This is a genomic window from Ignavibacteriota bacterium (assembly GCA_016713565.1).
Lineage (GTDB): Bacteria > Bacteroidota > Ignavibacteria > Ignavibacteriales > Melioribacteraceae.
Genome location: JADJOX010000008.1, coordinates 177,034 through 201,402, shown reverse-complemented (window position 1 = coordinate 201,402; position 24,369 = coordinate 177,034). Strand labels below are relative to the sequence as shown.

The 24,369-nt window shown below is 32.2% G+C and carries 24 protein-coding genes and 1 pseudogene; 15 read left to right on the top strand and 10 right to left on the bottom strand.

The features are described from left to right. The first annotated feature begins 6 nt into the window (after positions 1-6). Together IPK06_15525 and IPK06_15520 are read left to right on the top strand one after the other, a co-directional pair. Positions 7-1,907: pseudogene (locus IPK06_15525) on the top strand (CocE/NonD family hydrolase). Between the two features lies 1 nt (position 1,908). Beyond that, the gene (locus IPK06_15520; protein MBK7981384.1) at positions 1,909-3,042 is read left to right on the top strand and encodes an amidohydrolase; all 1,134 of its coding nucleotides are present in this window, start codon (positions 1,909-1,911) and stop codon (positions 3,040-3,042) included. 85 nt (positions 3,043-3,127) lie between these two features. On the opposite strand, the gene IPK06_15515 is transcribed toward IPK06_15520, so the two are convergent. Next, positions 3,128-3,961 carry an enoyl-ACP reductase gene (locus IPK06_15515; protein MBK7981383.1) on the bottom strand — a complete coding sequence of 278 codons (834 nt, stop codon included), beginning with the start codon at positions 3,959-3,961 and terminating at the stop codon, positions 3,128-3,130. A 135-nt stretch (positions 3,962-4,096) separates the two neighbouring features. Continuing rightward, positions 4,097-5,260 (bottom strand): Gfo/Idh/MocA family oxidoreductase, encoded by a 1,164-nt coding sequence (locus IPK06_15510; protein MBK7981382.1) that lies wholly within the window; start codon positions 5,258-5,260, stop codon positions 4,097-4,099. A 160-nt stretch (positions 5,261-5,420) separates the two neighbouring features. Between IPK06_15510 and IPK06_15505 the strand changes: the two genes are divergently transcribed. Continuing rightward, positions 5,421-5,840, top strand: a complete 420-nt coding sequence (locus IPK06_15505) for a DUF1801 domain-containing protein (GenBank protein ID MBK7981381.1) — start codon at positions 5,421-5,423, stop codon at positions 5,838-5,840. 45 nt (positions 5,841-5,885) lie between these two features. Here IPK06_15505 and IPK06_15500 read toward each other — a convergent pair whose 3' ends face one another. After that, complete coding sequence (locus IPK06_15500) at positions 5,886-6,962, bottom strand: DUF2911 domain-containing protein (protein ID MBK7981380.1); 1,077 nt, start codon at positions 6,960-6,962, stop codon at positions 5,886-5,888. Between the two features lie 380 nt (positions 6,963-7,342). On the opposite strand from IPK06_15500, the gene IPK06_15495 reads away from it, so the two are divergent. The 9 genes from IPK06_15495 to IPK06_15455 all read left to right on the top strand — a co-directional run bounded on the left by IPK06_15495 (position 7,343) and on the right by IPK06_15455 (position 15,475). Next, entirely contained in the window at positions 7,343-7,816 is a 474-nt protein-coding gene (locus tag IPK06_15495) for a hypothetical protein (protein MBK7981379.1), read from the top strand. Beyond that, positions 7,764-8,360, top strand: coding sequence for a hypothetical protein (locus IPK06_15490; GenBank protein ID MBK7981378.1), 597 nt, complete (start codon positions 7,764-7,766; stop codon positions 8,358-8,360). The genes IPK06_15495 and IPK06_15490 overlap by 53 nt, the downstream gene beginning before the upstream one ends. A gap of 16 nt (positions 8,361-8,376) precedes the next feature. Further along, the gene (gene argJ / locus IPK06_15485; GenBank protein ID MBK7981377.1) at positions 8,377-9,591 is read left to right on the top strand and encodes a bifunctional glutamate N-acetyltransferase/amino-acid acetyltransferase ArgJ; all 1,215 of its coding nucleotides are present in this window, start codon (positions 8,377-8,379) and stop codon (positions 9,589-9,591) included. 10 nt (positions 9,592-9,601) lie between these two features. Then, positions 9,602-10,354, top strand: coding sequence for an acetylglutamate kinase (argB, locus tag IPK06_15480; GenBank protein MBK7981376.1), 753 nt, complete (start codon positions 9,602-9,604; stop codon positions 10,352-10,354). Beyond that, positions 10,344-11,549, top strand: a complete 1,206-nt coding sequence (locus IPK06_15475) for an aspartate aminotransferase family protein (GenBank protein MBK7981375.1) — start codon at positions 10,344-10,346, stop codon at positions 11,547-11,549. The genes argB and IPK06_15475 overlap by 11 nt, the downstream gene beginning before the upstream one ends. Beyond that, entirely contained in the window at positions 11,534-11,992 is a 459-nt protein-coding gene (locus IPK06_15470; protein MBK7981374.1) for an arginine repressor, read from the top strand. Before IPK06_15475 ends, IPK06_15470 begins: the two co-directional genes overlap by 16 nt. Positions 11,993-12,004: 12 nt before the next feature. Beyond that, positions 12,005-13,228, top strand: coding sequence for an argininosuccinate synthase (locus IPK06_15465; protein ID MBK7981373.1), 1,224 nt, complete (start codon positions 12,005-12,007; stop codon positions 13,226-13,228). A gap of 145 nt (positions 13,229-13,373) precedes the next feature. Beyond that, positions 13,374-14,747 (top strand): argininosuccinate lyase, encoded by a 1,374-nt coding sequence (argH, locus tag IPK06_15460; GenBank protein ID MBK7981372.1) that lies wholly within the window; start codon positions 13,374-13,376, stop codon positions 14,745-14,747. Positions 14,748-14,908: 161 nt separating this feature from the next. After that, entirely contained in the window at positions 14,909-15,475 is a 567-nt protein-coding gene (locus IPK06_15455) for a hypothetical protein (GenBank protein MBK7981371.1), read from the top strand. Positions 15,476-15,553: 78 nt separating this feature from the next. Here the strand turns inward: IPK06_15455 and IPK06_15450 are convergent, their stop codons facing one another. From IPK06_15450 to IPK06_15425, 6 genes are all read right to left on the bottom strand, one after another. Continuing rightward, entirely contained in the window at positions 15,554-16,948 is a 1,395-nt protein-coding gene (locus tag IPK06_15450) for a T9SS type A sorting domain-containing protein (protein ID MBK7981370.1), read from the bottom strand. Positions 16,949-16,961: 13 nt separating this feature from the next. Continuing rightward, positions 16,962-17,156: a DUF2892 domain-containing protein gene (locus IPK06_15445; protein ID MBK7981369.1), complete on the bottom strand. Its 195-nt coding sequence runs from the start codon at positions 17,154-17,156 to the stop codon at positions 16,962-16,964. A gap of 16 nt (positions 17,157-17,172) precedes the next feature. Further along, positions 17,173-18,027, bottom strand: a complete 855-nt coding sequence (locus IPK06_15440; GenBank protein ID MBK7981368.1) for a hypothetical protein — start codon at positions 18,025-18,027, stop codon at positions 17,173-17,175. A 13-nt stretch (positions 18,028-18,040) separates the two neighbouring features. Further along, positions 18,041-18,610: a YceI family protein gene (locus IPK06_15435; protein MBK7981367.1), complete on the bottom strand. Its 570-nt coding sequence runs from the start codon at positions 18,608-18,610 to the stop codon at positions 18,041-18,043. 11 nt (positions 18,611-18,621) lie between these two features. Beyond that, positions 18,622-19,047, bottom strand: coding sequence for a hypothetical protein (locus tag IPK06_15430; GenBank protein ID MBK7981366.1), 426 nt, complete (start codon positions 19,045-19,047; stop codon positions 18,622-18,624). Positions 19,048-19,158: 111 nt separating this feature from the next. Continuing rightward, positions 19,159-19,827 (bottom strand): Crp/Fnr family transcriptional regulator, encoded by a 669-nt coding sequence (locus tag IPK06_15425; protein MBK7981365.1) that lies wholly within the window; start codon positions 19,825-19,827, stop codon positions 19,159-19,161. Between the two features lie 126 nt (positions 19,828-19,953). Between IPK06_15425 and IPK06_15420 the strand changes: the two genes are divergently transcribed. The 3 genes from IPK06_15420 to IPK06_15410 all read left to right on the top strand — a co-directional run bounded on the left by IPK06_15420 (position 19,954) and on the right by IPK06_15410 (position 23,627). Next, positions 19,954-21,192, top strand: coding sequence for an arginine deiminase (locus IPK06_15420; GenBank protein ID MBK7981364.1), 1,239 nt, complete (start codon positions 19,954-19,956; stop codon positions 21,190-21,192). Between the two features lie 21 nt (positions 21,193-21,213). Then, positions 21,214-22,206 carry a DUF1028 domain-containing protein gene (locus IPK06_15415; protein MBK7981363.1) on the top strand — a complete coding sequence of 331 codons (993 nt, stop codon included), beginning with the start codon at positions 21,214-21,216 and terminating at the stop codon, positions 22,204-22,206. 248 nt (positions 22,207-22,454) lie between these two features. After that, the gene (locus IPK06_15410) at positions 22,455-23,627 is read left to right on the top strand and encodes a class I SAM-dependent RNA methyltransferase (GenBank protein ID MBK7981362.1); all 1,173 of its coding nucleotides are present in this window, start codon (positions 22,455-22,457) and stop codon (positions 23,625-23,627) included. Between the two features lie 101 nt (positions 23,628-23,728). On the opposite strand, the gene IPK06_15405 is transcribed toward IPK06_15410, so the two are convergent. Beyond that, positions 23,729-24,364, bottom strand: a complete 636-nt coding sequence (locus tag IPK06_15405) for a glycosyltransferase family 2 protein (GenBank protein MBK7981361.1) — start codon at positions 24,362-24,364, stop codon at positions 23,729-23,731. Between the last annotated feature and the right edge of the window lie 5 nt (positions 24,365-24,369).

Sequence of the window (24,369 nt, the reverse complement as noted above, 5' to 3'; positions counted from 1 at the left end):
TAGATAATGAAAAATTACTCTTTGAAATTGTTATTTGTTTTTGGAATTCTATTTTTAATCTTAACGGCGCGCTTCACATATTCACAGAATAATGATTCACTTTACTTTGCGCAAAATTATAATAAGCAAGAAGTGAATATTAAAATGCGGGATGGAATAAAACTTTACACAGCGATTTATTCGCCTAAATACAGCAAAGAAAAACAACCTATAATTATTTGGAGAACTCCTTATAGTTGCCAGCCTTACGGCAACCAAAACTATTTTACAAGAAGCTTGAATACATTTTTTCATTTTATAAAAAATAATTATATAATCGTAATTCAAGATGTCCGCGGAAGGTTTATGTCCGAAGGAAATTTTGTTGACATGCGTCCCTACATTCCCAATAAAATTAATAATTCTCAAGTTGATGAAAGTACCGACGCGTATGATTCAATTGAATGGCTTGTAGAAAATATTGATAATAACGGCAACGTTGGCGTTTGGGGAATTTCTTACCCGGGCTTTTATGCCGCTATGGCTGCGATTGACGCGCATCCAAATTTAAAAGCCGTTTCTCCGCAAGCCCCAATCGCCGATTGGTTTATTGCGGATGATATGCATCATTACGGCGCTTTAAGTTTATCAATGACATTTAATTTTTTCAACCAATTTGGAGTAGCAAGGAATCAACTAACAAAGATTTGGCCTGACGGCGTTAAATTTGATTCGCCCGACGGTTATAATTTTTTCTTAAAATTAGGTTCATTAAAAAATATTAACAAATTATTTTTCAAAAACGGCATCGCGTTTTGGGATAGTGTTATAACGCATCCTAATTATGATAAATACTGGCAGGAAAAAAATACACAACGTCATTTCAATAATATTAAACCCGCAATTCTAACTGTCGGCGGATTATTTGACGGCGAAGATCTTTACGGTGCAATTAACACTTTTAAATCAATTGAAAATAAAAAACATTATTCAAATAATTTTTTTGTTTTCGGTCCTTGGCCGCACGGCGGCTGGACGCGAGTTGATGGCAATAAATTCGGCGATATAAATTTTAATTCATATACGAGCAAGTATTATGTTGATAGTATTGAACTGCCTTTCTTTAATTACTATTTAAAAAACAAAGGTAAGTTAAATTTAGCCAAAGCTTATATTTTTGAAACGGGTAAAAATGAATGGAATAAGTTTGACCAATATCCTCCCAAAAATATTGAAGAATCAGTTCTTTACGTAAATCCAAAAAATAAATTAACATTTTCGCCTCCGCAAAATTCAGAAAATAGTTATGATGAATATATAAGTGATCCAAATAAACCGGTGCCTTATACCTCCAAATTTATTGGCGCAAAAGATTATTATTATAAAGAATATCTAAATGAAGATCAGAGGTTTGCTTCAACACGAAACGATGTTTTGGTTTATGAAACCGATATTCTTAATAATGATATAAGAATCGTAGGCGGAATTGAAGCTGACCTTTTCGTTTCCACTTCCGGAACTGACGCTGACTGGATAGTAAAAGTTATTGATGTATTCCCTGATTCATGCCAAGATATAAATGACGGGGATAAAAAAATTGAAATGGGCGGTTACCAAATGCTCGTAAGAGGTGAAATTATGCGAGGTAAATATAGAAATAGTTTTGAATTTCCCGAGCCGTTTACACCAAATGAAATTTCAAAAGTGAGTGTAAAGTTAAATGATGTTTGTCATACTTTTAAAAAAGGTCATAAAATAATGGTACAGATCCAAAGCAGTTGGTTTCCTATGTTTGATAGGAATCCTCAAAAGTTTTAAATATTTATACCGCAGAAGAAAGTAATTTCCAGAAAGCAACTCAAAGGATTTACTTTAGTAAAAATTATTCATCTCAAATTAAAATGAACAAAATTATATCTGAAAAATAATATGACAAATCTTGAATCAATTTTACCGGAAATTACAGAGATCAGACGAAATCTGCATAAATATCCCGAATTATCTTTTAAGGAATTTGAAACAACAAAATTATTGGAAGATAAAATAAAATCTTGGGGATTACAATTTAACAGATTTAAAAATATGGAAACTGGCGGATACTGCGACATTGGAGAAGGTGAAATTATCGGCTTTCGTTCCGATATTGACGCGCTTCCTATTTTAGAAGATCCTTCTCATGATATTTGTTCGGAAATTAAAGGCGCAATGCACGCTTGCGGACATGATTTTCATACAGCGATTGGTTTAGGATTATTAAAATACTTTAGTGAAAACAAAAATGAATTAAAAAATAAATTAAGAATAATTTTTCAACCAGCGGAAGAAGCCGCGCCTGGCGGAGCCGAACAAGTTATTAAAGAAAATATCTTGGAAAATGTTATATCGGTTTTGGCTGTTCACGTTGATCCAATGCTGCAAATCGGAAAGCTGAATATTGTTGAAGGTCCGGTTCAAGCTTCTTCTACGTCAATTCATATCGGATTTTTCGGTCCTGGCGGACATACATCAAAACCTTCGGAAACTGTTGATCTTATTAACGCTTCTGCATTTTATATTACGCAAATTCAAAGTTTCATACAACAGAATATAGATTCAAGAGAAACCGTTGCGTTTGCATTCGGCACAATTTCCGGGGGCACAACTCACAATATTATTCCGCAGCACATTATTTTAAAAGGCACTTTGCGCACTCACAATAATATTGTATTAAATAAATGTATTGAGTTGATGAATTCATTTACAAAATCATTTGCGGAATTGTACAAAATTAAAATTGAAATTAATTTTCCTACAAACTGTCCGGCAACAATTAATGACACGGCGTTGACAAGAAAGTTCATTGAGTTTGTTCACCATTCGGGCTATGAAAATAAATTGGTATTAGACGCAAAGCCTTCAATGGGTGCCGATGATTTTGCTTTTTACGGTTTAACAGTACCAAGTTTATATTTGCAGATTGGCGCCAAAGGAGAAGGAACTTTGCACAGTAAAGATTTAATTCTGAACGAAGATGTTTTGAAATACGCGTTGGAAACACTGATCGGTTTTATTTCAAAATATTAAAGACTTCTTATTTTTGCAAGAAGTCTTATTGGAATAAATATTTTTTGAAGTGTGAGTAATTTGAACAGATTTATCTAACTATTCTTTATTCAATTATTTCATCAAAACTTTTTTCGTATTGGCGTTTTGCTTTTTGACTCATGCCCATACTTGAAAATCCGCCGTCGTGAAATAAATTCTGCATCGTAACTTTTTTTGTAAGATCGGAAAATAACGTAACACAATAATCGGCGCATTCATCGGCAGTTGCGTTTCCCAGCGGCGACATTCTATCAGTAAAATCGAACAATGAATCAAATGCGTCAATTCTGCTGCCGGCTGTCGTTCTTGTCGGTGATTGCGAAATTGTATTTATTCTAATAAATTTCTCCCTTCCATAAATGTAACCAAAACTGCGCGCTATAGATTCGAGTATGGCTTTTGCGTCAGCCATATCATTATAAAGATCCAAAGTACGCTGTGCGGCAATATATGATAAAGCAACAACAGATCCCCAATCATTAATCGCATCGTAATTTCTGCAAGTCTGCAGAATTTTATGTAAAGATAAAGCTGAAATATCCAAAGTTTTTAAAAAATTTACATAATTTATATTGTCATACGGAATATCTTTTCTAACGTTTGGCGACATTCCGATTGAATGAAGCAAGAAATCAAATTTACCGCCGAAATGTTCCATAGATTTTTTTATTAAGTTTTCAATATCATCAAGACTTGTAACATCGCATGGAATTACAATTGCATTTAATTTTACCGCAAGTTTTTGAATTTCACCCATCCTTAGAGCAAATGGAGCATTTGTTAAAATGATTTCAGCTCCTTCTTCAAAAGCATGTTCGGCAACTTTCCAACCGATAGAACTTTCGTTTAACGCGCCAAAAATAATCCCTTTTTTCCCTTTGAGTAAATTATATGCCATTAGTTTTTTCTTCCCCATTTTTATTGATATTCACTTACTGCAAATAAATAATTTAAAATTTCGATGTGTAAATTCTTCAATAATTTTAAATTTTAATATTCGATAAAAAGAAACATACAAATAATATTTAATATTTTAAATAACCGGATATTTGAAAGTAGAACTGAGTAAAATTCTTTCACCATTTTCGCCCGATTTTCTCGCCGCTTCAATTATTTCTAATACATGCAGCGCGTGTTCCGCCGCTATTAACGGTTCAATTCCGGTTACAAGACTTTCCGCAATAACGGAAGCGCCCTGCTGCCAAACATAATTTTTTGGATCGGTCTCAAATCTTTCGCCTTCGGGCTTATCCCAAGAATTTGAAATGTGAACTCCGAAAGGCGACCAATCGTAACCGATCAAAGCCATATTCCCGTTTGTTCCCCAAATTGTGATTGTCGGTCTGTCTTGCCCTTCGCCGCTGTGTCCGAACGGATCAAAATAATTAAATCCGCATTGTACGCTTGATAATACACCATTTCCGTGATCCATTACAACAATCGCGTTATCTTCAGCTTCAACATTTATTTTACCTTTGTTATCTACGATTCTTTCTTTTGTTACAATCGAAGTCATTGCAATTACAGATTTTGCCGGTCCTAATAAACCGGTCAATGTTGCCAAATTATAAACACCAAGATCAGGCAGACTACCGCCGCCTTTTTCATAAAAGAAAGCCGACCATGTCGGACCGGTATGTCCGTAATGAGCATGTGCGGCGGAAACTTTCCCCAATTTTCCTTCTCGAATTGATTTTGACATATAAGCAAATTGCGGACTATTAACAACCGCGGGCGCACCCCAAATTTTTAAACCTTTAGATTTTGCTAAATCAAGCAGCGATTTACCTTCAGTATATGAATTATGCATTGGCTTTTCACTCCAAACATGTTTCCCCGCATTTAAAGCAATTTCATTCAATTTACCGTGTTCCTGCATATCGGTCAAATTTACCAAAAGATCAAAATTCGCGCCCTTTAACATTTCATGTATATTTGGATAATAATTTGAAATATTAAATTTTTCGGCTTGTGATTTTGCTCTGTCAAAAATTATATCACATGTGCTTACAAGTTCCACATATTCACATTTTTCCAAATGAGGAAGATACATATTGGACACACTTCCACAACCTATTACACCAATTTTTATTCTTCTATTTTGAAAAAATAATTTTTCGGATTTTGCAATAATAGGCGACAGAATTGAAGATGCACCTAACAATCCAATTGTTTGCAGAAATTTTTCACGTGAAATTTTTGCCGTTCATAAATTCCTCAAAAAAACTTAGATAATTTAATAAATTTGCCAAGCAAATTTGCTGAAAAATTACTATTTACAAATCAGAAATTTATTTTGCTCTTAAAATTTATAATGATTTAGTTTTTTTTCTTACAAAAAAAGAAAGGTAAGAATTATGTACGAATTAAAAACAAAGGTCAATGATGCAAGTATTAATAATTTTCTTAATACAATTGATGATGACAAAAAAAGAGAATTCACTTATAAAATAATTGACATAATGAAAAAGGTAACAAAGGAAGAACCAAAAATGTGGGGAACAAGTATTATAGGATTCGGTTCTTATCATTATAAATATAAAAGCGGTCACGAAGGAGATATGTGTTTGGTTGGATTATCTCCAAGAAAACAAAGTATCACATTATATTTATCATATGATATTACTCAACATCAGGAACTTTTAACTTCTCTTGGAAAATACAAATCAGGCAAAGGTTGTTTATACGTTAATAAAGAAGAAGATGTAGATTTAAAAATTTTGGAAAAAGTTATTTCCAACGCATTTAAAAACAAAAAAAATATGAAATGGGATTAAAGTTTTCCTCCTCAAGAAATTTGAGGAGGATAACAATATTTTGAATTATAAATTTTCAAGAATAGTTTTAATTCTTTGATGTTGTTCTTGTGGAGCTTTTTTAAGAGCGGTATTATAATTTTCTTTCGCTCCTTTTTTATCACCCTTTGTATTTAAAGCTTCACCGAGACTATCATAAACATTCCACGCATCCGGATGCCTTTTGATATTTAGTTTAAAAATATCAATTGCGTCGTCCATTCGTCCTTGATTCATCAATTGGTATCCGTAAACGTTCAAATCATTTTCGCTCGCATTCTCCATCGAGGATTTCATAAGTTCATCACTTTCTTTTTTCATTCCTTTTTCTGATAACAGTCCGGCTTTAATTGATTTATTTTCAAAGTTATTTCCGCCATTCATGCTTATTGCTTTATCTATCCAAACAACAGCTTCATCTAAATTGATTTTGTTTTGTAAACAATATCTGGAAGCCGCACTCCACGCGGCAGGATTAAATCCTTGAAGATTCGTGAGTTCATTTCTAAATTTTTCAAGTGCAATTGCTTGTCCGTCAAATTCAAATTTTATTGGGATTGTCAAATCAGCCCATTGCATTACCAAATCCACAGAATTTAAAGTGAAATTTTCAAATTCATATGTTAGCCATTCTTTAAATTCGGATTGAACAGGCTTAACCTCAATACGCAGAACATCTTTGTTTTCATCATAGAAAAAACTTCCCCAACTTTGTACATCACTATTAAAAATAACTGTCCACAAATCTTTATTTACAATTGCATGCATGCTGTATGTACCGGCATTTAACTGTTTTCCATTTATCATTGCATTATTGCTAAGTTCAATAATTGTGCTTTCATTTGCACCCATTCTCCAAGGCATTGGTTTGCCATTGCCGAAGGGATTTGGCGCTAAACCAAATGGAACCAGTTTACCCCAAATCTCTCTGCCGTTTACTGCCGGTCTGCTGTATTCAATTTTAATATTTGCGAATCCCACATCTTGAGAAATTTTTGTTTTTGGACTAACTCTTACAAATGATAAATTTGCCTGCGCGAATAAAATTTCCGCGGTAAAAAATAAGATTAAAATTGAGATTTTGTAGTTTATATTCCGCCTCATTTTGTCCCCTCTTTTATTGTTTTAAATTTATTTGTTAAGCAAATTTTTAGACGAAAACATTACAAATTTGTTTACATTATTTCAGAGTAAAAATATTTCCCCTTTTTTTAAATATTTTTAAGACGTATGAATATGTTTACAATATTTTGCATAAATAGTTCTAATATAGAGCATATACTGAATTTATACACAATTTTTTCTTGTTTGACTTTCCAAAATTTACGAATATAACGCACATGAATTTTAAACTTATAAATATTACAAATCATTTTAACTTTTCAAGAATTGAAATCATTCTTTTAGCACCGCCGCGCCCCTTTTTGGGGTAATCATTTCTACATATCATAAAATTGTTATCAATTATTATTCAAGAGGAAAAAATGATTTCTGTTGGTATCGTTGGTGGTTCCGGTTATACGGGAAAATATTTAGTAAAATTTTGCAATGAACATCCTAATGTTTATGAATTCAGCATTTATGCAAATAAAAGCGCCGAATTGAATATTCACGATGTTTTTCCCGATTTAATCGGTGAAGTTACAAATCAAAAAATTAAAAGCGTTGAAAACTTAGACAATAAACATGACGTTTATTTTTTTGCTCTTCCACACGGAGAATCGTTTAAATATATTCCATCGTTAATTGAAGCAGGAAAAACAGCTATTGATCTTGGCGCGGATTATAGATTGGACAGCGCGGACATTTTCCAAAAGACCTATGGTTTGGAACACACTTCAGCTAATTTATTAAATTCGAAGATTTACGGTCTAACAGAAATTGCTGATAATTATAATTCAATAAATTTACGGATGTTATCCAACAGCTGCGCTGCTTTCATCTATTCCGGTTGTTAAAAATTTTGGCGGTAATATTCGAAGCATTTCAACAGTCTCTTACTCAGGTTTAAGCGGAGCAGGCAAAAAAGCATCCACCGATTTATTATTCGCTGAAAATTACAACAGCGTTAAAGCATATAATGTTGGTACGCACAGACATGAAATTGAAATTGAGCAGGAATTGAAAAAATTCGATCAAAATATTGAGTATTCTTTAACAACACATTTACTTCCCGTTTTCAGTGGAATATATTCTACCACAATTATTCATGTAGATAAAAAAATTGAGCAAGCTGAAATTGATGAAATTTTTTCAAATCAATACAATCAGAAACAATTTATTCGATTGAGAAAAACTCCTCCGGAATTAAAATGGGTAATTGGTACAAATTACTGCGATATAAATATAAAATCCGCGAAAAGTAAAATTATTATTACTGCCGCAATAGATAACCTAATTAAAGGCGCTTCCGGTCAAGCAGTTCAAAATATGAATAAGATCTTCGGCTGGAACGAATCTTTGGGAATTAAAAGTATTAAGGAAGAATTTGAAAATGTCTAACTCAACAATTACTGAAATGGAAACAAAAATTACTTATATCGAAAATGGTTCCGTAACATCGGCAAAAGGATTTCAAGCTTCGGGAATTCACTGCGGATTAAAAAAGAAAAACAAAGATCTTGCTTTGATATATTCGTCTATTCCATCTGAAGCCGCGGGCGTGTATACATTAAATAAAGCAAAAGCCGCGCCGGTTACAATATCAGAAAATATTACAAAACAAAATGGGAAAGTTCACGCAATAATTTGTAATTCCGGAAACGCAAACGCTTGTACGGGTGTAGACGGGCATTTAGACGCTTTGGAAATGCAAAAAAGCTGCGCAGATATTTTAGAAATTAATCAAGATGAAGTATTGGTAAGTTCTACAGGCGTTATAGGTTTAAAACTTAACATTGATGCAATTAAAAATTCACTTCCTCAATTAAAAGAAAATTTAAGTGACGACGGCGGATTGCTTGCGGCTGAAGCTATAATGACAACAGATTTAGTTAAGAAAAACTTTGCGGTAAAAGTTGAACTTTCCAAAGGTGAAATTGTTATTGGCGGAATTGCAAAAGGCAGCGGAATGATAATGCCAAACATGGCAACTATGCTTGGTTTTGTAACTACAGATGCAAAAATTTCGAAATCTTTATTACAATCTGCTTTAACGGAAGCGGTTAACGATTCATACAATAAAATTTCTGTTGATGGCGAAACAAGTACAAATGATATGGTTATTCTTCTTGCAAACGGAATGAGCAATGTAGAGGTTTTGGAAAATTCCGATGACTATCAAATATTTGTTTCCGCGTTAAAAGATCTTTCAATAAAAATGGCAAAGTCAATTGTCGCTGATGGTGAAGGAGCAACAAAATTTATAACTCTAAATATAACTAACGCCCCGAGCGATAAAGACGCAAATATTATAGCAAAAGCAATTGCAAATTCTCCATTGGTAAAAACAGCTATTAATGGCGGCGATCCAAATTGGGGAAGAGTAATTTCGGCGGCAAGCAGTTCCGGCGCAAATATAAAACCCGAAAAAGTTACTTTATATTTTGATGATTTAGCTCTTATGTCACCAAATTATAAAATAAATGATGTTGAAAAAGAAGCTGCGAAAATTTTAGAAAACAAAGAAATTACCATTACACTTGATCTTAATGACGGAAACGCGAACACAACTTGGTGGACGTGTGATTATTCCGAACAATATATCAAAATTAACGCTCACTATAGAACTTAAGAGAACTATTATGAACTTAGCAATCGTAAAAATCAGTGGAAAATATTTAGAAGAATTTACAACTACAATGGCAGGCGTAAATCTTATAAAAAATTTACAGCAAAAATATTCATCAGTAATTCTTATCCACGGCGGCGGAAAACTAATTACCGAATGGGCTGAAAAAATGGGAATTAAATCCGATTTTTTTGAAGGTCAAAGAATTACATGTAAAGAAACAATGGAAATTACCGCGGCTGTTCAAGGCGGATTAATCAACAGTAAATTAACAGCTTACCTACATAAAAATAGAATTAAGGCAATTGGATTAAACGGAATTGATATGGATTCTTTTGTTGCCGAATATGTCAATGATAAATTGGGATTTGTTGGTAATCCGGTATCAAATATTGATGACGCAATTTGGATAAAAGATTTACTTAAAGATGATGTACTTCCTGTTTTTTCAAGCATATGCAGAGATAAAGACGGAAATTTAATGAATGTTAACGCCGATCTTTTTGCCGGCGCAATCGCAAAATTACTTAAAGCGGATTCTGTATTTTTTGTTTCGGATATCGAAGGAGTAATATTAAACGGCAAATATCAAAATTCACTTTCTGCAAATGAACTTAAAAATGGAATATCCACCGGTGAAATAAATAATGGAATGATACCTAAAATTAATTCATGCTTGAATTTATTGTCAAACGGAGTAAACAATATTTGGATCGGCAATGAAATAAATAATAATAACGTAAAAGGAACTTGGATTGTCAACTAATTCTGAAATTAAAAGTTATCAAGTAAATACTTATAAAAGAAATTCCGTTGAATTTATTAAAGGTGACGGAGTTTACTTATTCGACAAGGACGGAAATAAATACTTGGATTTTCTAAGCGGTATCGCGGTTACCGGTTTGGGTCATAAGAATAAGAAGTTGGTTAATGCCGCTATTTCACAAATTGACAATTTATGGCACGTGTCAAATTTATTTACATCAACTCCACAGGAAGAATTGGCAAAAAAACTTTGCGATAAATCGGGATTGGATAAAGTATTTTTCTGCAATTCGGGAACCGAAGCAAATGAAGCCGCAATTAAATTTGCAAGAAAATACGGTATGGGAAAATCAACAATAATTTCCGCAAAAGGAAGTTTTCACGGAAGAACATACGGAAGTTTATCCGCATCCGCCCAGGAAAAATTATGGGAAGGGTTTTATCCGTTAACTCCGGGATTTATAAGCGTACCATACAATGATTCCGAAGCTATTAAAAACGCGATTGACGAAACAACAATAGCCGTTATGCTTGAGCCAATTCAAGGCGAAAACGGAATATTGATTCCATCTGAAAATTACTTGAATGAAGTTAGAAAAATTTGCGATGAAAAAAACATATTAATGATAGTTGACGAAATTCAAACCGGAAACGGAAGGACGGGAAAATATTTTGCGTATCAGCATAGTAAAATTATTCCGGATATTGTAACACTGGCGAAAGGAATAGCAAACGGTTTCCCGCTTGGAGCGGTTATCTGTTCGGATAAAGTTGCCGAAGCTATAACGCCGGGAAGTCACGGTTCAACATTTGGTGGTAATCCGGTTTCTATTTCTGTGGCAAATAAAGTTACAGATTTAGTTTCCAATGAAGTTTTGGAAAATGTTGATAAGCTTGGGAAATTATTTATAGAAAAAATTTCACAAAAGAAAATTCCAATAATTAAAGAAATTCGCGTTAAAGGATTAATGATTGGTATTGAATTTAATGAATCAATTGATGCAAAAAATATAGCCGCTAAATTAATTGAAAATAAAATTGTGGTTGGCACTGCCGGAAATAATGTATTAAGAATTCTTCCGCCTTTTATAATTGACGTGTCACATATTGATTATTTTGTTAATAAATTTGTAGAGGTATTATTAATTGATAATTTAATAACAAACAAAAGTGAAGAATTATGTCATCAAAATTAGTAAGGCAGAACAAAATTAAAAGAATTTTAACTGAACGAATTATTTCAAATCAAGAACAAATTCTTAAATTACTTCAAAATGAAGGAGTAACAATAACTCAAGCGACATTGAGCAGAGATTTTGCTGATCTAGGTGTAATTAGAACTTTTACAAATTTAGGCGTTCAATATATTTTGAGCAGTACTGATTATGGTAAAGAAATTGCAAAATTAGTTGGACTTGAAATATTAAACATCGCGCAAAATGAATCAATGATAGTTTTAAGAACTCTTGCCGGAAGAGCTCAAGGTGTAGCGCATTATATCGACAGACTTAACCGTGAAGAAATTTTAGGAACAATCGGCGGCGATGATACAGTTTTAATTATTCCCAATAAAATTTCAAGCATTGATAAAATAATTGAGATACTTAAAAATTTAATTACAGATAATTATAAAAAATGAGGTAACAAAAAGATGCAGAACAACAAAATAGTTGTAGCTTATTCCGGCGGCTTGGATACAAGCGTAATGGTTAAATGGCTCAGTAAAAAATATAATGCCGAGATTATTACCGTAACCGGAAATTTGGGACAAAAAACCGAGATAGTAAATATTGAAGAAAAAGCTTTAAGTACGGGCGCTTCAAAAGCATACGTAGTTAATTTACAAAAAGAATTTATTGAAGAATATGCATTTAAAGCACTTAAAGGCGGAGCTCTTTATGAAGGCGAATATCCGCTCGCTACCGCTATCGGTCGTCCTTTATTAGCTAAACTAATGGTTGAAATTGCGCAAAAAGAAGGCGCGAATATGATTGCTCACGGATGTACCGGAAAAGGAAATGATCAGGTTAGATTTGAAGTAGGAATGAAAACTTTGGATCCAAGCATTCAAATTCTTGCGCCTTTAAGAACTTGGGAATTTAAAAGCAGAGAAGAAGAAATTATTTATGCAAAAGAAAATGATATTCCGATTTCCGCTAACTTGCAGAAACTTTATTCAATTGATGAAAACATTTGGGGCATTGCGACTGAATGCGGTATTTTAGAAGATACAGCAGAAGCGCCGCCGGAAGACGCATATCAAATCACCGCCAATCCAAAAGACGCGCCTCAAAAATCGGAAATAATTAAAATTACATTTAACAAAGGTATACCAACAAAGATAGACGGGGTTGAAATTCCCGGCGCTCAATTAGTAAGCACTTTAAACGACATCGGCGGAAAACACGGAATAGGAAGATTGGACATTGTTGAAAACAGAGTTGTCGGTATTAAATCAAGAGAAGTTTATGAAGCTCCCGGCGCGATAATTCTTCATGAAGCACACAGACAATTGGAAAAACTGACTTTGGATAAAGATACTTTCAGATATAAACAAAACGCATCCAATACTTACGCTAATTTAATTTATGACGGTTTTTGGTATTCACCTTTGTTTGAATCCTTAACTGCTTTCTTCGATAAAGTTCAAGAAAGAGTGAGCGGTGAAGTAACTTTAGAATTATATAAAGGCACAATAAAAGTTCTTGCGAGAGTTTCGGAAAACAGTTTATATAATCAGGAACTCGCGACTTATACCGAAGAAGACACTTTTAATCATAAAGATGCCGAAGGCTTTATTAATATTACAAGTTTACCGCATCAAGTAATTACAAGACATACGAAAAAAGAATATGAGAAAGTAAAAAGTTTATAAATCTTTAGTATAAAATCCTTAAGACAAAATGCAAACAACTTTTTAGTTAAATAGCGTTTTGTCTTTTTTATTATATTCATTTGAATATTTTTTGATTAGTAATTTTTTTTGATTTTTCTACTTATTCAATTAAATGGAGCTTAACATGTTGTGGGGTTCAAGATTCAGCAAACAATTTGACAGTAAAGCGTTGGAATTTTCCTCTTCTCTCTCTTATGACATAAATTTGATAGAATGGGATATTAAAGTCAGTAAAGCTCATTCAAATATGCTGAATAAAATTGGAATAATAACAAGCGAAGAAAATCAAAGTATTCAAAATTCTTTGGACACAATACTTCTTCAATTTAATGAAGGGAATTGGATTCCAAGTGTTTCAGAGTTTGAAGATGTTCACTCCGCCATTGAATCTAAACTTACAGAACTAATTGGAAATACCGGAAAAAAATTACACACGGCAAGAAGCAGGAATGATCAAGTAATTACCGATGTAAGACTTTGGATTAAATTTGCTTCAATAAAACTGCGGGAGCAAATAATTGATCTACAAAAAAGTTTGGTCGAAGTAGCCGAAGATAATATCAACACTGTAATTCCGGGTTACACACATCTTCAAAGAGCTCAGCCGATCTCGTTTGCTTTTCATTTATTAGCGTATTTAGAAATGCTTGAACGGGATAAATCAAGATTTGGTTTTTCGTTTGATCAAGCCGATGAAAATGTTTTGGGATCGGGCGCGTTAGCCGGATCAACAATTGCCTTAGACAGAGAATTTACTACGCATGAATTAGGATTTTCAAATATTTCTAAAAACGCGTTAGACTCGGTTTCCAATAGAGATTTTATTTTGGATTTCCTTCATTCGTGCAATTTAACGATGCTGCATTTAAGCAGATTGAGTGAAGAAATAATTTTATGGACTTCCTACGAATGGAATTTTATTAAACTCGGAGATGAATATACAACAGGTTCATCATTGATGCCGCAGAAAAAAAATCCGGATTTGGCTGAATTGATAAGAGGCAAAAATGGCAGAACTTTCGGAAATTATTTTGCGTTGTTATCTACTATTAAATCTTTGCCTTTGAGTTATAACAGAGATCTGCAGGAAGACAAAGAAGGAATGTTCGATTCGTATTTTACACTTTTCGATTCGCTGAGTCTTATGTCGGAAATGATCAAAAGCATAAACGTAACTAAAGATAGATTTGTTCAAGATATAGACGGAAGTTTTATGCTGGCAACAGATCTTGCTGATTACTTAGTATTAAAAGGCATTCCCTTCCGAGACGCGCATGATATACTTGGGAAAATTGTGAAATTTGCGACTGAAGAAAACAAGAAACTTAATCAAATAACTTTACATGAATTTAAATACTTCTCTCCCCTTTTTGAAGAAGATGTTTATAATTCATTATCAGTAGTAACGTGTTTGCAAAATAAAAAAACTTACGGCTCGCCAAATCCAAAATTTGTTTCAACAGCAATTTCCGACTATAAAAAGATGTTAAATATGTAAAATTATTTTTTTTAATTATTATTTAATATTTCAATATTTATTTTTGACTTTAAGTGTATTAATATAAATATTTGTAATTTAGTTTTGATTTAATTAATCAAATCAATAAATTATTTTTTTTAAATAATAATTTAGATCAAAATGATTACAATAAATCTTTATTGCTCATACTTTTATTACTTCTTATAAATAAAAAAATATATAGTCAAGAATTTAAACCGTACATTGGAATTAATTTTAACGCGGTTTCCCAAACTTTAACATTTTCACCAATTGGCTTAAAGTTTTTCTGGGATTTAATATTTAACGATAAATTGAATTTGAGAACAAATCTTTCCGCGAATTACCACAGTGTTTCAACTAAAGAATATAATAGTTTATCATCTTGCATTTTTACACAATTAAAAGAAACAGCAATTTATTCTTCAAACAAATATCTTACAGATTTTTACCTTGGCGCTGGTGTTGGTTATTATGGAATTGTTAACAACGAAGAAGCCAGCCATTTATATCAACCTGATCCAACAAATTATAATTTGGATGTTGGTCATGAAAACTATGATTCAAATATTGGCTTTAATATTTTAATAGGGAAAGATGGCGGAAGCGTAATTATTGAATTAAAATATTTGTATACAATTTTTCACCATAATCAATATCAACAAGAAAGTAAAGAATCCAATACTATAGAAAGAATTATTTCTAAAAAAAACAATTCATGTTATTAGTTTCAGTATAAGTATTTAAAAAATCTATATAGAAAAGTAAAGCCGAATAAAATTATTCGGCTTGTTTAGTAAATTAAATTACTTCATTAATATCATTTTTTTCGAATCAAAAAAATTATTCGCGGAAATTCTATAAACATAAACTCCGCTTTCTAAATTATCGGCATTAAATGGAACAATATGTGCACCGGCAACTAATGATTTGTTAAGAATTGTCGCAACTTCTCTTCCGATAATATCGTAAACTTTAATCTTTACTATTGAGGCTTCCGGAATTGTAAAACTTATTTTTGTCGACGGATTAAACGGATTGGGATAATTTTGGTTTAGATAAAATGATGATAATGCATTATTGTTATTTTCATCCAAAATATCTGTAGCTAATCCAAGATCGATTTTGGCAACCGGCCAAACGCCCGGAGCGGGAAAACTTATTCCTTTATTATATCCACGTGTCAGACTATCCTGACCGAAATAATATAACGGCCAGCCTTTATATGTAAGTTGTTTTTTACCAAAAATATCAATTGATTTGAAAAGCGACGTTTCAATAATAGATGGAACTGTTATGTTTTCATTTTCATAAATTGGCCATACAGCATTATTGCTGAAATCTTCTTTAGTAAATTTATTTTTCTCAAACTCATCGTTAATAAAAGTATATAGTGTTCTTCCGTATCCATCTACAAAATATTGAATTTCTTCCTGACCTTCTTCGTAGTTTCCGTTATATTGAATTCCGTTGTGTCCAACAAGCTGGTTGTTTACAAGCATTATTGAATAATTCGGTTTTGCCACAAACCAAACGCCGTTAATGTTCTCGCCATTTGTTTCTCCGGCGGATTTATCATTAAAAAAGTAATATAGCGGCCAGCCTTTATAAGTTGTTTGTTTAGTGCTGTCATTTCTTATTATAGTATTAAAATCCTCTGAATTGAGTTCGCTTCCTGCTATAACAGTTTCACTGTAAAAAACCGGCCAATTAACTTCGCATTGATCATTGCATACCGATGCTTCAAAGGCATCTTTTGTGAAAAAATATAATGTGTTTCCCGCTATATCGGTAAGTAAATTTCCGTATGTAGAATTATTTGCTATAAGAATATTTGCGTCGGGCAAGCTTGTTGAAATTCCTGGTCTAGTTACCAAATCTGAATTTCCGGGATTTGCCGTACCCGAACTCCAAACTCCTCTTGGATCTTGAAGTTCTTCGCCATTTGTAAATCCATCGCCATCTGAATCAATCATTGCTAATTCTTTTCCCCAAAGAACGTTTCCCGCTCCGTCCAAATATTTGCTTTCCACCAATTGCCCAAAAGCATTTCTAGCCGTACCGCCGCCGTTTGTATGACATGTATTGCAGCTGAACTTTGTACCATTAGGAATTTGCAGTACTCTAAATTCTCTAGCATATGTATTAACAAAAACCATAAAAGTATAACCAACAAGTAAAGGTAATATAAGCTTTTTCATTAATGCAGCCTTTCTATTTATTTTTATTATTAGATATAGTTGATAATTTTAACGGAACATAAAGAGGACACCATCCAAGAAATGCCGTTAATATTGGTACAATCCCAATTATGCCCCACCATGAATTATTTAAATAACCAATGATCAAAATTAGTATGCCTAAACCGAATCTTATTTTTTTGTCTATGCCGCCTACATTTTTATTCATATAACCTCCATTTGGTTTATAAAAGTCTGGTAATATTAAATCCAATTCTCATATTCTTTAAGGATATTGGTAAATCAGCGCCAGTTGTAAATTGTGTTGGATTTAATTTTGTATTATTTGTAAAAATTATTTTAAAGAAATGTCCTCCGGTTTCTAATTCAAATCCAAAACTCAGCGAGTTGTATTTATCTCTAAATCCTGTAACGGTTGGATTCCATTCTGCTAAAACACTAAATAAATCTGTTAGGTAATATTGCATATAAGCGCCGAGTGTAAATGAATATTGTTTTTCAGGACAATAAATATGGCTGTTGTATGAATATGTGGGAACCAGACCAATGCCAAGTTTCTGTTCAATTAATGAATTAAAAATTAGCTGACCGTAGTATTGGAAATTTTTATTGTCATCCGAACTTCTCCCTATCGGATCGGTATTCCACGCGGCTCCACCCTCTAGCGCAATTTGTATTGGGAAAATTACATTATCAAATTGAAAAAATTGATATTTAGTTTTAAAAAGTAAATTATCATCAACATTGCTTCTTGCTATTGTAGCAATAAGATAATCTGTAATTGCGTATCCTAACGAGAGCTTAATATTTACCGGACCGTCAAAGCCGTAAAGCGCATCAATTCCATCACTTATTCTAGGAATGAATCTGTGTGAAATTTCAAATTCAATATCGCCTTGTTGATTTGTTTCTGATGTTGGAAGATTTATAGAATGAGTTGAATGAAATAAATGTAATTGTTCTGATTCTGTTTCTTCACTTTTTTGCCAAGAGATTTTATTCTCTTGTGCAATAATATTTAATGATAAAATCGATGTTATAAAAATTGTGTAAACTAAAACATTTGCAAATTTTCGCATATTATCTCCAAAATTATTTTGCTTTTTCTAAATTAAAGTTGAGCCGCAAATCCATATTTTCATCAATCTTCATAAACATTAAACTCGGCACTTCAATTTTATGATCCGAAAGTTTAACTATAAAATTTGTTGATATAATTATTTCATCTCCAATAATTTCAACTGTTCCTTCAACATTTTGCTTCCTAGTTACACCGTGTATATTGATTTCGCCATTTACAAAGACTTTATATTTATTTTCTGTGATCTTTTCCGATCTAACAATTTTGCCTTCGTAAACAGCCATTGGGTATTTTTCGGTTTCCAAATAATTTTCACGCATGTGCCTATTGCGCAAGCCTATTCCGGTATCAAGAGTCCTCAAATCAACTTCAAAGTGAAGCTGGCTGTTATTGTCAATTTCATTTTCAAAATAAAGATATCCGTCAATTTTATTTGTAACCCCTTCAAAGTCTTCAATCGGTGCGTCAGATATAAATTTAACCGAGTTTTTATCTGATTTTTTAATATGAAATTCTGAAGCATTTAAAATCGATATTGATGCAAACGAAAAAAGTAAGAAAAAAAATATTTTTGATTTCATGACATATCCCTTTAATTATTTAACGCTCCTCTGTTAATCCAAGCTGAAATTGAATCAATTACCGAACTCTTTAGTTTTCCAGACGGCGGCATTATAGTTGTTCTTTCACCTGTGTTCTTTAGCATTTTAATTATAAAGCTATTTTCGCTGTTACCCGGCTCAACTAACTTATAATTTGAATTTAATGAGCTAGTTTTATTAACTAACGCGTTATAACTCTTACCGTTTGATAAATTTAACCCCGCGCTTAAAAATGTACCGGCATGACATCCGGATAAAGCGCAGTTTGTATCAAATACATTTTTTTGAATATCTGAAAATTTTGTAAGTACTGCGGTATTCATTTTTTCTTCTTCACATTCCGTGGTAATGTTTTCTTCGCAGGAAATTGCAAACGAAATGGAAAATAACAAACAGAGATATTTTATTTTTTTCATATGTTTTAAACTTTAAATATTGGTTAAACATTATTTATGATGAAAACATAGGACTTTATATCTTATTTGTATGTGACAAAATCACAAAGGATTTTTTTTAGTATAATTTTTTTACTGAAGATATGTAAGTCTTTTATTTAACTCGGAATGTTCGTTGATAAAAATTTTCCCGCGGACTTGAGAAATAATATTTTTTGATTCTAATTCTTTTAAAGTTCTGCTGACTACTTCCCTCGCGGTTCCAATATCATATGCAATTTGCTGATGAGTTAAAACCAATGTTTTGCCATGCTTTGAACTCTGCTCTATTAGATATTCTATGATTCTTACGTCTATTCTTTTAAAGGAAATATTTTCAATTATTTTAAGAACATTCATTAATACTTTTGATAAGTAATTATAAATATATTCCGCCCAAATATCATATTTTCTAATCCATTCTCTAATTTTTTCTGCGGATATAAGCAGAACTTCACAATCCTTTTCAACGACAGCAATTGCCGGAAAGTTATTTTGAGCCAATAAACATGAAATTGTTAAAATACAACTCTCTCCGGAATTTATTCTATAAAGTGTAATTTCTTGTCCGGTATAACCTACTTTGTATACTCTAATAACTCCGCTTTTTATTATTGGAAAATAATTGCATTTATCACCCTCCATTGTAATTACATTGCCTTTTTTAAATGAATGTGATATAACGTTTTCGGAAAATTCTTTTTCTATCGCAATAGAGGCGTTATTAAAAAATGGGATTATTTCCTTTAAATGATTATTCATAGATTTAAGTTAATCAAAATATTAGTCTATAATTTATTTAGGTTTTACAAAAAAAGATATACAAATTTTTAACATTAGTTATAATTATGTAAATTTAACTATATATTGTCAATAAAAGGTCATTCTATGCAAATAAATGTAAACTCAGAAATTGGCGAATTAGAAAAAGTCATTATTCATACCCCGGGACATGAAATTGAAAATATGACACCGCAAAATGCTGAAAGAGCTTTGTACAGCGATATTTTAAATTTATCGGTTGCAAGTAAAGAATATTCTCAATTCAAAAAAATACTTAAAAAAATAACAAATACTTATGAAGTTATTGATTTGTTAAAAATTGTTTTAAGTGACGCCGAATCAAAAAGTGAATTAGTAAAGAAAATTTGCCTTAAAGAAAATGCACATGAAATTGTTGATCTTTTGTTAGAATTACCTAATAATATTCTTGCTAAAGAATTAATTGAAGGAGTTCCGCTAAAGGAATTTAATCTTTCAAAATATTTTAATGATGAAAGATATGAATTGCATCCTCTTCATAACTTTTTTTTCACAAGAGACGCGTCCGTTTCATTTAATAATAAAGTTTTAATCGGGAAATTTGCCAATCAAGTAAGAGAACGAGAGGCAATAATTATGGATGCCATTTTTAATTCTAAAAAGATATTTAATACAAATGTTATTAATCCGAATAAATTGGATAATTCTAAAATAACAATTGAAGGCGGTGATATAATTGTTGCAAGAGAAGATATTTTAGTAATTGGAATAAGCGCGAGAACTTCTCCGCAAGGAATAGATTATTTAATTGAGAATATCAAACAATCGAAAAAAACGATGAACATTATCGCGCAAGTTCTTCCAAAACAGCCGGAATCGTTTATTCATCTGGATATGGTTTTTACAATTTTAGATAATGACAAATGTTTAATATATTCACCGGTTATCTTAAACAATCACGCGTATGAATCAATACATATAAAAGTTGATAACGGTAAAGTAAAAAGTATTAATGAAGAAGATAATGTAATTCAATCTTTATCTAAACTAGGAATGGATCTTGAGCCGATTTACTGCGGCGGGAAAAGCGATCATTGGATTCAAGAAAGAGAGCAATGGCACAGTGGAGCTAATTTTTTTGCGGTCGCGCCCGGTAAAATTATAGGTTACAGCAGAAATGAATATACAATAGATGCGATTAACAAAAAGGGATTGGAAGTTATTAAGGCAAAAGACATAATCAATAATAAAATAAAACTGAATAATATAAAAAAATATGTAGTTACAATTGAAGGTTCAGAACTTGCACGAGGCGGAGGCGGCTGCCGATGCATGACAATGCCAATTTCAAGAAAAAATATTTAGGACTAAAATAAAAGAGTACATATGAAAATTCTTAAAGTATTTGCTTTGATCATTTTATATCCGGTTATTTTAAATTCACAAACATTTTTAACATCAAATCCCTTCGCTCATACTTTTTCTATTGTTGCCAGAGATTCAATTACCGGCGAAATGGGAGTTGCGGTTCAGTCACACTGGTTTGCCGTTGGAACAATAGTTTCTTGGGGTGAAGCCGGCGTTGGAGTTGTTGCCACTCAATCCTTTGTTAATCCATCATTCGGACCAAGAGGTTTAGCATTGTTAAAACAAGGTCTGCACGCAAAGCAAGTCCTAGATCTTTTAATAGAATCCGATGAAGGTAGAGATTACAGGCAACTGGCAATTCTGGATTCAAAGGGAAATGTGGCTGCCTATACAGGTAAACTTTGCGTTGATGATGCCGGACATATTGAAGGTAATAATTATTCAGCTCAGGCAAATATGATGCTTAATAACACAGTATGGAAAGCAATGTCGGATGCTTTTAAAAATTCAAATGGAAATTTAGCAGATAGATTAGTAACAGCATTAGAGGCGGCTCAAAATGCCGGCGGTGATATAAGAGGAAAACAATCGGCAGCCATATTGGTAGTTAGAGCCGAACCAACAGGAAATATTTGGCAAGACAGAATTGTTGATATTAGAGTTGATGATAACTCGGAACCTATTAAAGAATTAAAAAGAATATTAAATGTTCACAAGGCATACGAGCATATGAACAATGGCGATTTGGCTGTAGAACATAACGATATGGATTTGGCAATGAAGGAATATTCAACTGCCGAAAATATGTTTCCCGATAATGAAGAAATGAAATATTGGCATGCAGTAACTTTAGCTAATATCGGAAAGGTGGATGAATCATTGAAGATATTTAAAGAAGTTTTTACTAAGAATGAAAATTGGATTACTCTGACACCGAGATTAATTAAATCAAAATTATTGACTGTTAATAAAAACGATCTAGCCAAAATACTAAATCAGGCAAGCAAATAATAGTTGATAATCGAAAAATTTATTTTTACGTTTACATTAGGTGAGGAGCTAAGTAAGTTAAAAAAAGGGTTTATTTAAAAACCGAAAAAACAATAACAAAAGGCAAATCATCTGGGAAGTATCTCCACTTCTTATTTTATAGATGTAACTCACGCAATGTGAGGGGAGGTTAGAAAGCCTTCATTTAAATCCAAGTGATTTTATGAGGGCTTTTTTATTGTTCGCAAAATTACCATATATTTACTTTCATGAAAAACGATAAAAATCTGCAAGTATTTATTGCCAAAACGCCATTCGGCTTAGAAGAAATTCTTGAAAAAGAATTATTGAAAATTGGAGCCGTTGATGTTGTAAAATTAATTAGAGCGGTAAAATTTAAAGGCGATCTATCACTTCTATATAAAGCTAATTTGGCTTTAAGAACATCCTTTAGAATTTTAAAACCGCTGTTTGAATTTAGAGCGCAAACAGCCGAACATCTTTACAAAAGAACAAAAGAATTTGACTGGAATAATTTAATTTCGCCAAACGATACGATTGCGGTCGATGGTGTTGTCAGTTCCGAATTTTTCAAGCATTCCAAATATGCGGCATTAAAAGTAAAAGACGCCATAGTTGATCAAATTCGAGAAGAAAAAGGTAAACGACCTAACGTTGAACTTAACTCGCCTACATTTAGAATTAATGTGCATATTGAAAATAATAACTGTTCAATTTTACTGGATAGTTCGGGAGAATCTTTGCATAAAAGAGGCTATAGAAAAAATATTGGCGAAGCTCCGCTTAATGAAGTGCTGGCAGCCGGAATGATTCAGCTTTCTGAATGGGATTTAGATTCTAACTTTGTAGATCCAATGTGCGGAAGCGGAACTTTAACAATTGAAGCCGCAATGCTAGCTAAAAATATTGCGCCGAATTTTAATAGAAACAATTTTGGATTTATGAAATGGAAAGATTTTGATAAAAATCTGTTTGAAAAAGTTAAGGTTGATTTGAAAAAAAATGAAAAAAAGTTTTCACATAAAATAATCGGCAGTGATATAAGCAATAAAGCAATTGATAATGCAAAAGAAAATGTAAAATTGGCAAATTTGGAAAACGAAATAGAATTTGAAATCGGTGATTTTAGAAATTTAGATCCGCAAATTGAGCCAGGAATAATAATTACAAATCCGCCTTACGACGAAAGAATGAAAATTGAAGACATTAAAAATTTCTACAAAGAATTTGGCGATACGCTGAAACAAAAATTTACCGGATTTGACGTTTGGATATTAAGCGCTAATACAGAAGCTCTGAAAAGCATTGGATTACGGACTTCAAAAAGATTACATTTATTTAACGGTGCTCTGGAAAGCAGATTTTATAATTATAAACTTTACCAAGGAACTTTGAAGAAAAAATTTATTGAAAAAAATTAGTAAACATATTTAATAAAGTTATATACTCAGAACGACTATTTTCCATTTTCAAATATAATAATTCAAATTTTTGAAAAACTTCAGCCATTTAGAAAATACTTTTAAACGTTATTGCAAATACTATCAGGTGTGTTTCTATAATAAATATATGTTCGGAAATCTACTTTCTTAAAAGTGTAATTTGATTTTGCCCTTTCGTAAAAATCCGAATCCTCGGCATAATTTAAATTTCTAAAACCGTTTAACTTGATAAACATTTCCCTCTTTCCAAAAAATGTCCCTCCTACTTTGCAGTCATCCAAGTGAATTAATTTCGTTAAATCATTTTTATCTTTCACAAATTCATCGCCTATAATTTCCAATCCTCCGTGCAGACAATCAATATCTGCATTTTTTTCCATTTCCGTATATCTTAGTTCAATATGATCAGATTTATATTCATCGTCGCTGCCCAAAAAAGTTACATATTTTCCTGACGATATCTGAATGCCCGTATTTAATGAAATCGGCAATTTTTTATTTTTATGCTTAAGATATTTTATTCTGTCATCATTTTGCAAATACATTTCAACAATTTCAAATGTCTCATCGATGCTGCCGTCGTCGATTATTAGCAATTCCCAATTCTTAAAGGTTTGCGTAATTACGGAATTTATGCTTTTTTCAAGGTAATTTGCTCTGTTAAATGTTGGAAGAATTATAGAAACATCCGGTATAAAGTTTTTGTATAATTGCATATTCA